At 38.1% G+C, this 12,930-nt stretch carries 10 protein-coding genes and 3 pseudogenes; 7 read left to right on the top strand and 6 right to left on the bottom strand.

What is annotated here, in order from left to right:
- The first annotated feature begins 218 nt into the window (after positions 1-218).
- The 4 genes and pseudogenes from N473_RS25780 (at position 219) to N473_RS06885 (ending at position 1,707) form a co-directional block, all read left to right on the top strand.
- Positions 219-353 carry an integrase core domain-containing protein gene (locus N473_RS25780; protein ID WP_081220986.1) on the top strand — a complete coding sequence of 45 codons (135 nt, stop codon included), beginning with the start codon at positions 219-221 and terminating at the stop codon, positions 351-353.
- A 292-nt stretch (positions 354-645) separates the two neighbouring features.
- Positions 646-777, top strand: a pseudogene (locus N473_RS25785) (transposase); the annotation flags it as partial.
- Between the two features lie 434 nt (positions 778-1,211).
- Positions 1,212-1,343 (top strand): annotated as a pseudogene (locus N473_RS25790) (transposase); the annotation flags it as partial.
- 166 nt (positions 1,344-1,509) lie between these two features.
- Complete coding sequence (locus tag N473_RS06885) at positions 1,510-1,707, top strand: hypothetical protein (protein ID WP_063367264.1); 198 nt, start codon at positions 1,510-1,512, stop codon at positions 1,705-1,707.
- Between the two features lie 272 nt (positions 1,708-1,979).
- Here the strand turns inward: N473_RS06885 and N473_RS06890 are convergent, their stop codons facing one another.
- Positions 1,980-2,699, bottom strand: a complete 720-nt coding sequence (locus tag N473_RS06890) for a glycosyltransferase (protein ID WP_196766373.1) — start codon at positions 2,697-2,699, stop codon at positions 1,980-1,982.
- Between the two features lie 379 nt (positions 2,700-3,078).
- On the opposite strand from N473_RS06890, the gene N473_RS06895 reads away from it, so the two are divergent.
- Positions 3,079-4,050, top strand: a complete 972-nt coding sequence (locus N473_RS06895) for a transposase (protein ID WP_063367302.1) — start codon at positions 3,079-3,081, stop codon at positions 4,048-4,050.
- A 331-nt stretch (positions 4,051-4,381) separates the two neighbouring features.
- On the opposite strand, the gene N473_RS06900 is transcribed toward N473_RS06895, so the two are convergent.
- The 4 genes from N473_RS06900 to N473_RS26850 are packed head-to-tail and all read right to left on the bottom strand — an operon-like array spanning position 4,382 to position 9,308.
- Positions 4,382-7,471, bottom strand: coding sequence for an efflux RND transporter permease subunit (locus N473_RS06900; RefSeq protein WP_063367266.1), 3,090 nt, complete (start codon positions 7,469-7,471; stop codon positions 4,382-4,384).
- 10 nt (positions 7,472-7,481) lie between these two features.
- Positions 7,482-8,537, bottom strand: coding sequence for an efflux RND transporter periplasmic adaptor subunit (locus N473_RS06905; protein WP_063367267.1), 1,056 nt, complete (start codon positions 8,535-8,537; stop codon positions 7,482-7,484).
- Positions 8,538-8,551: 14 nt separating this feature from the next.
- The gene (locus N473_RS26845; RefSeq protein WP_081220988.1) at positions 8,552-8,932 is read right to left on the bottom strand and encodes a phytanoyl-CoA dioxygenase family protein; all 381 of its coding nucleotides are present in this window, start codon (positions 8,930-8,932) and stop codon (positions 8,552-8,554) included.
- Positions 8,913-9,308: a phytanoyl-CoA dioxygenase family protein gene (locus N473_RS26850; protein WP_081220989.1), complete on the bottom strand. Its 396-nt coding sequence runs from the start codon at positions 9,306-9,308 to the stop codon at positions 8,913-8,915. The genes N473_RS26845 and N473_RS26850 overlap by 20 nt, the downstream gene beginning before the upstream one ends.
- A gap of 470 nt (positions 9,309-9,778) precedes the next feature.
- Here N473_RS26850 and N473_RS06920 point away from each other — a divergent pair.
- Positions 9,779-10,810: pseudogene (locus N473_RS06920) on the top strand (IS3 family transposase).
- Between the two features lie 522 nt (positions 10,811-11,332).
- Positions 11,333-12,592 (top strand): tyrosine-type recombinase/integrase, encoded by a 1,260-nt coding sequence (locus N473_RS06925; RefSeq protein WP_063367268.1) that lies wholly within the window; start codon positions 11,333-11,335, stop codon positions 12,590-12,592.
- Between the two features lie 97 nt (positions 12,593-12,689).
- On the opposite strand, the gene N473_RS26470 is transcribed toward N473_RS06925, so the two are convergent.
- The gene (locus N473_RS26470) at positions 12,690-12,917 is read right to left on the bottom strand and encodes a hypothetical protein (RefSeq protein ID WP_196766374.1); all 228 of its coding nucleotides are present in this window, start codon (positions 12,915-12,917) and stop codon (positions 12,690-12,692) included.
- Positions 12,918-12,930: the final 13 nt, after the last annotated feature.

Consider the following 12,930-nt stretch of genomic DNA (forward strand, 5'->3'; position numbering starts at 1 on the left):
TGTCTTGTTTGACGCACCAGAATCACAAAAGGTTTAAATGTGTTTGAGCTATTTATAGTAATATTTCAACTTTGATGGTGGCTTTGTATTTACACTAAAAACTGAGGCTCGCTATGGCTTTAGTTATGCAACCATACCTTGCTGCCACGCATATTTCTTTTGGCTCAAATAAATATGATACCTATTTTTGAATAGTCCCAGGCACCCGAGAAGAGGTATTGGATTTATATCTGTTTGAGTCACTTCAGCAAATTCGTGACATTACAGATGTATGGTTAGATATTTACATTTGTGAACGGCCTCACGATGCACTAGGAAATCAAACTTCAATGAGCTATCTAGAGGCTGCATAATTCTACTAATGAACTGTACTAAAGCTGGGGATAGTTGCACAGCTACGTCATGTTTAATATGGCTCTCTCACTGAGGTCCATTGAATTCAAGAAAACTTTGAACTGAGATAATTTCCTTTCGTTAAACCAACACCGCACTTTCGTGTATTGTATGACTGACACCCACTCTAATCTTGGGTTAGCTTAAGAAGCCATCTATGCTTTAGTGAATGTTAAAGTATGGGTGGCTTTTTTAATGGCAATTGCAAGGAAGAGGCAAGTTAGCTGAGTAGCTACCAAGTACTATCACTGCATATCTAGGTGCGTAAGACGGGCGTATTTGTGCGGAGAAGATAAAGTAACAGGCAAGTCATATGAGCATTGACGGGGGTGGGATGAAGACAAGTTATTGCAGCTTGCCAAGGTGTTTTGTATTGAAGTTTGCAAGGGCTAAATTTTCTATAGATTGGATAGGGTGTCATATTTAATTTCTAGATTAAAACTGGTTAATGGGAAAAAAAATCAAATTTTCCAGCTTCGTGATCAAAAATGCTTAACTCACCGTTGAACTACCGCCAGTATAGACTCAACGGATTTGTTTGGGTTGGGTTATGGCAAAGAAGAAAAATGTTCAAAACTGGAATAAAAGTAGGTACATAGCAGAAACGGAACGAGTAAGGGTTTGGTTTGATGGCGCCGCTCTAATAATTAGAGAGTTAAGTATTGGGATTGTATTGTATGACTGACACCCACTCTAATCTTGGGTTAGCTTAAGAAGCCATCTATGCTTTAGTGAATGTTAAAGTATGGGTGGCTTTTTTAATGGCAATTGCAAGGAAGAGGCAAGTTAGCTGAGTAGCTACCAAGTACTATCACTGCATATCTAGGTGCGTAAGACGGGCGTATTTGTGCGGAGAAGATAAAGTAACAGGCAAGTCATATGAGCATTGACGGGGGTGGGATGAAGACAAGTTATTGCAGCTTGCCAAGGTGTTTTGTATTGAAGTTTGCAAGGGCTAAATTTTCTATAGATTGGATAGGGTGTCATATTTAATTTCTAGATTAAAACTGGTTAATGGGAAAAAAAATCAAATTTTCCAGCTTCGTGATCAAAAATGCTTAACTCACCGTTGAACTACCGCCAGTATAGACTCAACGGATTTGTTTGGGTTGGGTTATGGCAAAGAAAAAAAAGGTTGAAAACTGGAATAAGAACAGATATCTAGCAGAAACGGAACGAGTAAGGGTTTGGTTTGATGGCGCCGCTCTAATAATTAGAGAGTTAAGTATTGGGATTGCAAAAGTTATTAGCTCAGTCGGTGCATTAGGATTTGTTCTGTACCTGATTTTTGAGCATTTTCAAAGATTTTTATGAGTTTAAATGACAGTTCACCTCAACAGAGAAATAACCTGATAGGCTGACACCCACTCTAATCTTGGGTTAGTTTAAGAAGCTGCCTATGCTTTTATAAATGTTAAAGTATGGATGGTTTTTTTAATGGCAATTGCAAGTTAGCACAGGCAAACGCGGATATATCACATATTGTTGTAGTTTATCAATTATGCCTAAAAAATAACTTGTTTCAGAAGTTAGCTATATCATTAATACTGCCTTGTGAATCCATATTCAGTAACCTTGTAAAGCCGCTAGCGATCAACATCGTACCAGTTTTTATCCAGATACTCGCGATCTTTTCCAAGTATGGCTCTTCGAACCTGACATGGATTCGCGAAAATACGAACAAAATGCCAATCTCCAAATTCGTCAAACTTTCTGCAAGATGTTATTACAGACTCAGAGGTAATTATTGTATGTTGCCTGCCTGATTTACGACCATGGGACTTTAGCCTGCGCATAAAGTCGACGTCTTCCGCAATATGGCGTTTTTCATCGAATCCGCCGATTGCGTCAAAATCAGACTTTTTAAACCAATACATGCCAAAAGATAGCCCAAGGAAAAATGCAGGGACGATCATCATGCTATACCCAACGGCAATACCAGGAGATAATCTTTCGGGTTTAATCCGTATTCCCCCACCCAACACGTTTGAACGTTTTGCATGCCTGTATATTTCAGCTAAAACGCCATCAGACATCCAACTATCAGCATCTATGGTGACAACCCATTCAGTTTTTGCGTGCGAAACGCCGGTATTTCTGATTGCTGACAGATTTTTTGAATCATTGTTAACTACCTTAGCGCCGTATATCTCAGCTACTTCCTGTGTTTTATCAGTACATCTGTTCAAAACAACGATGATGTCGACTTGCAGATCACTCGGTATCAATTGAGTTCGGATTGATTTAAGGCATCGACCAATATATTTTTCTTCGTTATGAGCTGGAACAACTACGCTAACCTTCATTTTGTAACACCTGTTAAATAGTAACCAATTATTCATAGCACCACCGTATAAGGGACGCAATTGTAGAGTCGAAAAATTCTAGGTAATGCTGTAAACCACAGCTTGCATAGCTTTAGAAAGAGCAAAGGGGTCAAATTAATTGCTTCTTAATACTTAGCAGGCAAGCAAAATTAGCTAAATGTAACAACACAAATAAACATGACACCACCTTAATTGGGGGTAGTGTAAGAAGCCGTCTATGCTTTAATGAATGTTAGAGTATGGATGGCTTTTTTATGGCAATAGCAACATATGTAAAGCTGACACCCACTCTAATCTTGGGTTAGCTTAAGAAGCCGTCTATGCTTTAATGAATGTTAAAGTATGGATGGCTTTTTTAATGGCAATTGCAAGGAAGAGGCAAGTTAGCTTGGTAGATACCAAGTACTATCACTGCATATCACGATGCGTAAGACGGGCGTATTTGTGCGGAGAAGATAAAGTAACGGGTAAGTCATATGAGCATCGACGAGGGTGGGTTGAAGACAAGCTATTGCAGCTTGCCAAGGTGTTTTGTATTGATGTCTGTGCTTATGCAGTGATGAGCAATCATACCCATCTTGTTTTGTATGTTGATGATAAAAAAGCAAAACGTTTAACCGATAAAGCCATTCTTATTCGTTGGCACAAGCAGTTTAAAGGGACTTGGCTGACTCATAAGTTTGTTAGTGGCGAGTTACTGACCAGCTCAGAGCGATGCTTACTGTCAGAGTTGATAGACGAATATAGAAAGCGTCTAGCTGATATTAGCTGGTTTATGCGAACGCTTAACGAAGATATAGCACGTAAAGCCAATAAAGAAGATGGGTGCACAGGCCGCTTTTGGGAAGGGCGATTTAAATCACAAGCCTTGTTAGATGAAGCCGCGTTGGCAGCATGTTTAGCGTATGTGGATTTGAATCCTGTCAGAGCCAAAATGGCAAAGACCCCAGAAAAGTCAGACCATACCAGTATCAAAAAGCGTATTGAGACAGCAAAAGTAGGCAAGCAGCCTAAGTCACTCATGCGTTTTGCAGGTAATCCAAGAAAAAACATGCCAAAAGGCTTACCGTTTGAATTTAAATATTATTTAGAACTTGTCGATTTAACAGGGCGTTGTATGCGCGAAGATAAACGCGGATTTATCACCGAATCACAACCGATTTTAGCAATGCTTAATATACAGCCAGAGAATTGGCTAAAGCTTACTACCAAATTTACCAAGGTGTTCAAGGGGTCAGTAGGCAATCCTGATGCCAAGCAAAAATACTGTGAGCACTTAAAATTAAAGCGACGAAGCAATTTGACGCAATGTAGTGAATTGCTTACTTAACCTTTAAGACGTTCTAACATTCCAACTTCAATGCAGCTTGTAAAAGCTATGTCTTCAGTCATGTCTGAAATCCCAAAAAAGTTATAAATTTCAGCAATTAATCAAACGATAAAACCGAATGTAGCAATTTTTAGCGGTTTGTTTCTGCTTTGAAACATGTTCAGGTGTATTTGTGGTATAAATTAATGTGGGTGTCAGGTATCTTGCTATTACTCGGTTATTAGTAGTAGCATAATCAAAAAAGCTAAGATTCAACTCAGAGCAGAGCCTAGCGTTTTCTAAAATAATTTCGTCTGGATTTGTCATTTTATTTTTAACCTTCAAGAACTATTTAAGCAACGTTCGAAATTACTTCTGGTTCGACACTTAAACTACTTTTAATTTTATTTTCGTTTGTTGTTAGCATTAGTAAAGAAGACAACAACGGAATAGTGATTATTAGATTGAATAGCATTCCTGCCGCGATAACGGCTGCCAATCCACGGTAAATTTCGGCACCAGTACCAGGCAATATGGCTAACGGTAAAACACCTAAAATACTGGTTAATGTACTCATCAAAATAGGCCGACTTCGGACAGCGATAGCATCGTACAATGCTTTTGACTTTTGTTCGCCAGCCATAACACCATTTTTGAAGTGAGAGACAAATAAAATAGAGTTATTTACAGCAAGTCCGATTAAAATAATAAAGCCGATAAACGTAATTACATCGAGCGATTGAAAACTAAATAAGTTAATCGCGTTTATTGCTAAAATTCCTCCTAGCACGGTAAATGGCATAGCGCTCAAAGAGATAACTGCATATCGAAACGAATTCAACATTATTGAGATGATCACTGCCAGTAATAAAAATGCAATTCCTGCTTGGATTGATAATTGACTTACAATCATTTTGAGCTTGCTAGCACTTCCGTTGTATTCTACCGACTCACCTTCTTGCATATCTTTATATAATACGGGTTCAACTTTTTGTTTGAGCACAGTTAACAATTGGTCGATTGAGTAATCATCTGGAGGAGAAATATATAAAACTTGAGACTTATTGCCATTGTATCGATCGATTCGTTCATCAGAAGAAGTCAAACTCATGTCTACAAACACACTCAAAGGCAAAGTACCGTAACCGGCAAAATGAAATGGAGTATCCAAGAGATCAGACAATTGTTCAGTCCTAGCACTTTTTAATTGCATAGTTAAATTTTGCGCACCGTCAAAATACTCACCGACAAACACACCATCACTTATGGCCTTAGTCAATGTTCCAATCTGGTTTCGGTCAAGATTAAGACGCTGCAAAACATCGTCTTTAGGCGTAAATACAATACGCTCACTTTGTTTCGCTTCTCCACCAAAGAAATCGACATAGGCTTCTGGAAGTTCTTTCTCAACTAATTGTTTAAATTTTTGAGCTAATTCAGATAAATGAGCGTTATCTTTGCCAAGAATATTAACTTCAACGTCTTGATAGTTTGAAAGACTGAACCTCAAGAGACTGTCTATATTTACATAAGCATCATAAAATTTCCCATCTGAGAAACTCTGCTCGAGCCAAACTTTTAATTCATTAATTTTGTTATGATCCTTTGCATAGAATCGTAAGGACAGGCTATCTTCTCTTAAATTTCCGACTGAATAACTTAAAATTTGCGGCTCTTGGCCTGAAGCTATATGGTCTTGAACCATGTCGTGAATAGGGTCTACAAAGCGCATTTCTTTGGCTTTTTCATTTAATCTATCGTGTAAGCTTAAATGAACACTCACCGCATGACCTTTCGGATCAGGCAGAACATCTATATTTGGTAGAAAAACGATTGACAATATTATTGGAAGCATAACACCAATAATGGCAATGCTAAATTGACGGATTTTTGAGCTTGTTAAACTTGAAAGCTTCGTCGCTAAGTTCAAATACAAACCATCTTGATTGCAAATAAATGTTTGATTTTTGAAATAAACTCTCATCATTATTGGTAGTAAAGATAATGATGCTATTAATGAGAAGAATACTGTCGCAGATATAGTGATAGCAAGATCGTGAAACAATCTTCCTTCAGCCGTATCTAAAAAGAGTATGGGTAAAAACACAATTATACTGGTAATTACTGATGTAAATAAGGCTTTAGATACTTCTTTGGTACCATCAGTAATAGCTTTTATGGAACTTTTACCTAACTGACGTTGCCGCAATATGCTGTCGACTAAGATAATAGCTGCATCTAAAATTATTCCCGTCGATAGCGCTATGCCTGCTAATGAAATGGTATTAATTGAGCGCCCAGTAATTGCCATGACCAAGATAGTTCCAAGCATAGAAAGAGGAACAATAGAAGCGATAAATACAAGCAATACTGGTCTTCGAATAAATAGTGTAAGTAGAAATACAGAAAGCAAAATACCCACAATTAAATTTCTAGAAACAAAAGACACAGACTGCACTATTGGCACAGAGTTGTCGGCACCAAGATTTAATTGAAGTCCGCTTTCTGCCAATGTTGAATTATTTAGACTATCAACAACTTCTTTTACATCTTCGAGAATATTTAGCGTGTTGCTTCCCGGAGCAGCAACCAAACCAAAATGAAACGACCTTTCGCCATTAAAGTAGTTACGAGTTTCATGTTGAACAAAATCAACTTTTATTTTAGCAACATCATTAAGATAAATATTTCGACCATTACGCTGTGAAATCTGCAGATTGCGTAAGCTTTTAATTGTATGTTGCCCCTGGTATTTAATACTATAACGCTTTTCCCCGAGTTCAATATAGCCGCCACTTCTATCACTTACATTACCAATAGCATTTGCAAGATCATTAAACTCGAGCTTATATTGCGACAATTTATGGGCATCAAACTCAATAACTAATCTTTTTTCTAAGCTATTTAAGTGAGTAAAAATTCGTAAGACTCCATCAATAGCTTTTACTTTTGGATAAATGACTTGTTCATAAATATTGGTTACATTTTCTCTGGAATAGACCTCCCCATTCTTTGCTGTTAACAATAGGTCAGCTACGACTAAGTCATTAGTAGCGCTCTTATTTGTAATTGCTGGCTCTAAAGCAGTTACAGGGCGGTTTGGTACTCTGTTAACTCTATCAAGTACATCCATATACGCCTGATACATATCGGTATTATATTTGAAGTAGATTCGAGTTAACGCCGCTTCAGGGTAGATAAAAGTAGAAAAATCCTGTACCCCTGGAATTGAGTCCAATGTATTTTCAAGTGGCTCAACAAGAGCTTGTTCAATTTCATCTGGCAATGCGCCAGGCCAAACATTGTAAATAGTTATCTCAGGCTTTTTTAATTCTGGTAGCAAAGAAACAGGAAGCGAATAACTAAAATACGAGCCTGCAAGAATTAAAATACAACAAAGAAATAAGACAATACGATATTGATCTAAAACAAAACGGGTCATAGTTTGTTCCTTAATAAATTATTTTAACTTCCGTTTTATCCTGAAGCATTGTCTTGCCGCTGGTCACGACAATATCATCTTGTTTCAACTCACCGCGCACCACAAAACCTAACTCAGTGTCGTCGACTACGTCAACTTGAACTTTTTGGACTCTAGATTCACCATTAATTTTCGAAACTCGGTAAACATAATTCTGTCCCTTGTATGCGACTAATGATTTGTATGGAATAGAAAATAATTGTTTATACTGAAGTGGAAAACGAACTCTATGATATGCGTTTAAAATCAATAAACTCTTGCTTTTACTTGCTGGCTCTATATAAATAGCAATTGAAGTGGAAACATCATCCAATTTTGATGAAACCCTATTAACAATTCCATTGACTTCTTCATTTGCTAACAATATTTGAGCAACACTTTCTTGAGCAATATGACTTTGTAGTTTTGCTTCTACTAGGCATTTAAGTGATCTGTCATCATCTTCAACAAATGTTAATAATTCCCTTCCTTGTTGCGCAAACTGTCCATGTTCCACATTTCTAGAAACCACAACCCCCTTTTTACTAGCAGTTAATACACCTCTTGAAATTTTTTCTTGCAAGACATTTTTTCTATTTTCTAATAATGAAAGTCGATACTTACTTTGTTCAAGCTCATGAATCGCTCGTGAGGATTGCTCATCAGATGACAAATTGCGTTTTGCTAACAACGATAATCTAGAAGATTCCTTTTTTAAATATTCGTATTTATTTTTCTCGCTAAGAATATCTATTTCTAACTTCGATAAATCAAATTTCATGAAGGTAGTATCTTGCCTAATCAATTCATCTCCACTTTCCAACTGCTGCCCAGTGAGCGAAATATAATCTATATTTGCATCAACTTGAGCAGAGTATACTTTCTCATGCTCGGCGATTACTTGACATTGAACTTCTACATGTCTTTCGTTACTAGCAGTCACATTAGCAACAGATACCGCGCTAATATCTGCATGGACTAACCAAGGAAAAAGTGAAAAAATACCTATATTTGTGAGTTTTAAGCTTCTTGACCAACTATTTCTCATAATACATTAACCTTTTATTTTAATCTTGAGCTAAGAAATTCTGGTCGACTTGAAGCTTTTATACCGGCATTAGACTTCTGATTATAGGTAATTATCAATAAACGACGATCTACACTTGATAAATTATTTGAGCTACAGTGAACGACTTGGGGATGAAAAAATATTACGTCGCCAGCTTTACCGACCAAAGCCTTAGGCTCAGTGTTTTCTAATAACGAATTCACATCATTAGAAGGCACTTGGTAAGACAAAGTTTCTGAGGTATCGTTTGCCCAACGGTTGACTGATTTCGCTCTATTCCCTATTGGCATTGAAATGTCACCTAGCAGATGACTTCCGGGTATTAACCACAAAGGACCAGATAAGTAGTCAACATCATCTAAGAGAATACACATATTTATTAAATGTGGATTTGGAATATGATCCAACTCTTTCCAAAAAAATATAATCTTGATGCCAAGGCCAACTAGCCCCTATTATGGCTTCTTTAAGATTTACTTTAAATTGATGTACATATAATTCTTTATGCAAAAGCTGCTTTGCCAAATCAAGAATCGCAGGATGATTAGTGAGCCTTTTGAAAAAATCGTCATACAAATGCAACCCGTGAAGTCCGCGAATTGTTTTTCCGTCCGCCTCAAGAGCAACGCCTTTTTTGACGTTTTTTATATAATCAGATAAATGTGCATTTATATCGTTTAACTCATCTTTAGACAAAAACCCAGATAAAATTAAATAACCATTTTTATTATAAAATTCTTTTTGTTCCATGTTCCATCTCTAATCTTTTTGTTCCATGTTCCATCTCTAAATTTTACTGACAAGCTTTTATCCACCGGCATAAAAGATTTTGTTTTCTTTACCGATTAAAGTCTTAAGTAATGCACAGATAGTCTATTCAGCTACTCAAAAACTATACCCATTAAGAACATTAATCTCTATATAGCAAAGCTCCCAAACATATCTCTTTAGATATGATTGTACCTCTCACTTATGAATTGGCTGTGGCTTATCCTGGGTGCGTATTTATCCAAACCTATGAGGTTTAAAAATTCTGTCATTAATCCCCATTTAATTCAAAATAAGTGAAATAAACTCGATGGAATGAGCGAAAATGCTACATTACAGGTCCGTCTAAGTCAATTTAAAATACTAATAAATTTGTCCAGTTTTAAATTGATCTGCTGTAATTAAACAGGACACTTTGATAATGGAATATAATCCAATTATTGAGGTGTTAAATGACAAAAAGAACAAACAGAAGTTACACGGCTGAATTTAAACAAGAAGCCGTCGCATTAGTAACCGAGCAAGGTTATAGCGTATCTAAAGCGGCTGCGTCTTTAGGTATCACAGATAAATTACTTTATAACTGGAAAGCAAAATTTGAAGCAGAGCAATCAGGCTCGATTTTAAGTGCTGATGAGCGAGCCGAATTATTGAAGCTACGAAAGGAAGTTAAAGAGCTAAGGATGGAAAAAGAAATATTAAAAAAGGCCAGTTCCCTCCTGCTAAGGGAAACGAAGTAGCGTTTCAAACAATTCAACAGCTAGCTACAGCGTTTCCTGTGGTGAAGCTTTGCAAAATAGCTTAGGCTACCGAGAACTGCGGAAACGGTTATGCAAGGAGGGACAAATGTTAGCGAGTATGGCGTTAAAACATTAATGGCTAAGCTTGGCTTAGTTGTTACCCAGCGCATAGCCTATAAGGTAACAACCAAACGCAAGCACAGTGATACTGTTGCTGATAATTTATTGAATCAGAACTTTAATCCTGTTGCGCCTAATCAGGTATGGGCTGTTGATGTGACCTATTTAAGAACTGACGAAGGCTGGATGTACCTAGCCATTGTTATGGACTTATATTCACGCCGTATCGTTGGTTGGCACATTGATAGACGCATGACCACAGACTTAGTGAGCAAAGCGATGATGAAAGCGTATAACTTACGCCAGCCACCAAAAGGCTTGGTGTTTCACTCTGATAGAGGTTCGCAATATACCAGTAAGCATTACCGAAAACTGTTAGCTAATTACGGTATTAGAGCGAGTATGGGTGATGTCGGAGCTTGTTGGGATAATGCCGTGGTTGAACGGTTCTTCGGCAGTTTAAAACACGATTGGTTGTTGAAAGTGCCTCAGCTAACTCGTGAATATATGAGAAATGATGTGACAGCGTATATGCGCTATTACAATTTAGAGCGACTTCATACAGCTAACTGTGATCAAACGCCAGTAGAGTATGAGCAAAATTCCTTAAGAAAAGTGTCCTGATTTAGTTGCGCAGAACAGTCCAAGAAAGGTGTGTTTCAAAGGACTTCCCTGATCCTCTTTGAACCATAAAAGATATAATGAGATATTCAATATTGGGATTTAATTTATGAATGTATTAAAGAGCCTGCTCATTCTAAAGGTATGAACTAAGCACTGTACAGATATCAAAGCGTTACAAAGCCAAAAAAATATGTCGGATAAAAATATTAGAAACTAAGTGCGAAAAACAAGACGAGAAATTGGTTTAACTTATTGAATAGGGAGAGGAAAGCTGGTCGGCATAGCAGGATTTGAACCGGCGACCCCTGACACCCCATAAAAATTAACTGTGTTCAAACGTGTACAATCATGAACAAACGTGGCTCATCGTGAGGTATCCGAATAAAACCTAACTTATTGCTGTTGCTAATAATTACGTTGTAAATTATACATAGTGAAGCAACGTGATGAATCGTGAGTTAAAACCAGTTGGTGCGATAACTGTGCGATAAATTTATTAGCTATGTGTTAGGTGTGCGATAAATGGCGTCAATTAAAGCAAAATTAACAGAGTCGGTGATCAAAAATATTCCACTAGAGATCACCCGAATAACAGATACTGAGTTATCAGGTTTTTATCTCAATGTTGGCAAGCCTAACAAAGATGGGAAGCGTTCTTTAGTTTACTACCTTTATTATCGATTAGGCGGCCGAGGTTCAAAAGAAAGGCGTTTAGCATTAGGCCGTGCGCCTGCTTTGAGCGTTGTTAAAGCTCGTGAGCTAGCAAAGCAATACATTGGTGATGTATCACGCGGTATTGATGTATTTCTTGAACAGAAAGAAAGAACCAAAGCGCAAAAACAAGAAACTGAAGCACCAACGATACAAGAGTTAGTTACAGAGTTCCTAGAACGCTATATCAAGGTTAATCGCAAAGACCCTATAGAAGTCGAACGCATGTTTAAAAAAGACGTGCTACCAACGATAGGGGGCGCTAAATTAAAAGACATTACCCGCCGAGACATTTTAAGCAAAGTATTAGACCCAATCACCGACAGGGGAGCAGGCACTCAAGCCAACAAAACCCTTTCAATTCTTAAACAAATGTTCGACTTTGCCGTTGAGCGTGACCTGATGCAGGGCAACCCGATAAGCACCGCTAAGAAAAAGAACGTGGGCGGTATTGAAAAGTCACGTACACGTGCTCTTGAGTTTGAAGAGCTGATACAAGTATTCGAGCGCCTTCCTAAGCTCGGCGTAAGCACGCAAGTTATCTATGCTCTAAAGTTTATCGCCTTAACTGGTTGCAGGCCAATAGAGGTGACGGGCGCGCAGTGGCAAGAATTCGACTTTGATACAATGATTTGGACCATTCCCGCCGAGCGAGTAAAGCAAAACAAAGGCGGGGAGCGAATCCACAAAGTGCCCATCACCCAAAATATGATCATTATGCTTGATGAACTGCGCGCTTCATTCAGCTATTTAAGCTCAAAGTATGTGTTCCCAAGCACCACCTGTACCACAAGCGCTGTAGGTGAACAGCCCATTGATAGGCACTCACTTTCAAGAGCGGTAAACCGAAAACAAAAAGAGCTAGGCGTTCCAAAGTTTGTGCCTCATGACTTGCGTAGAACAATAGCTACTCGCTTAGGTGATGATGATATTGGCGCTGACCCGATAGTGGTTGAAAAGATACTTAACCACCAATTGCAGGGAATGCAAAAGGTTTATAACTTACAGGAGTATATGGAGAAAAGGAGTAAAGCCCTTGCGGCTTGGTCTCTTAAGTTTAATATGATTTAAATAGTCCTAGAACCCCCTTATTTAAATTGTAGCCAATATTTGCATAAGCTGAATTTAGAGCTATTGTTAAAACTTCACGGACGTTTCGTCCGCAAACTTATTCTGATTGATAAAAAGAAAACCCTTTTGCCTTGATGTATAAGGTGGCCTTTAGGCCTAGTGCTGGACCCCCGACGCAGTCGCGTGATTCACCCTGACCAGAGTAGCGTTGCTTCGCAACCCCCTCTGGGGCGAATCTGCTGCGTGCCTTCGGCACTTTCGGATACCGACCCAGGCTATGAGACTTGTACTGGTTTTTCTTTTTCAGAGGCGGTTTGAGTCTCATAGTGTGGCGGAAG

This window comes from Pseudoalteromonas luteoviolacea CPMOR-1, assembly GCF_001625685.1.
Classification (GTDB): domain Bacteria; phylum Pseudomonadota; class Gammaproteobacteria; order Enterobacterales; family Alteromonadaceae; genus Pseudoalteromonas; species Pseudoalteromonas luteoviolacea_K.

Coding starts and splice junctions, on each gene's coding strand:
- N473_RS06885 (WP_063367264.1), top strand. CDS start 1,510: ATGGCAAAGAAAAAAAAGGTTGAAAACTGGAATAAGAACAGATATCTA.
- N473_RS06890 (WP_196766373.1), bottom strand. CDS start 2,699: ATGAAGGTTAGCGTAGTTGTTCCAGCTCATAACGAAGAAAAATATATT.
- N473_RS06895 (WP_063367302.1), top strand. CDS start 3,079: ATGGCAATTGCAAGGAAGAGGCAAGTTAGCTTGGTAGATACCAAGTAC.
- N473_RS06900 (WP_063367266.1), bottom strand. CDS start 7,471: ATGACCCGTTTTGTTTTAGATCAATATCGTATTGTCTTATTTCTTTGT.
- N473_RS06905 (WP_063367267.1), bottom strand. CDS start 8,537: ATGAGAAATAGTTGGTCAAGAAGCTTAAAACTCACAAATATAGGTATT.
- N473_RS26845 (WP_081220988.1), bottom strand. CDS start 8,932: ATGTGTATTCTCTTAGATGATGTTGACTACTTATCTGGTCCTTTGTGG.
- N473_RS26850 (WP_081220989.1), bottom strand. CDS start 9,308: ATGGAACAAAAAGAATTTTATAATAAAAATGGTTATTTAATTTTATCT.
- N473_RS06925 (WP_063367268.1), top strand. CDS start 11,333: ATGGCGTCAATTAAAGCAAAATTAACAGAGTCGGTGATCAAAAATATT.
- N473_RS26470 (WP_196766374.1), bottom strand. CDS start 12,917: ATGAGACTCAAACCGCCTCTGAAAAAGAAAAACCAGTACAAGTCTCAT.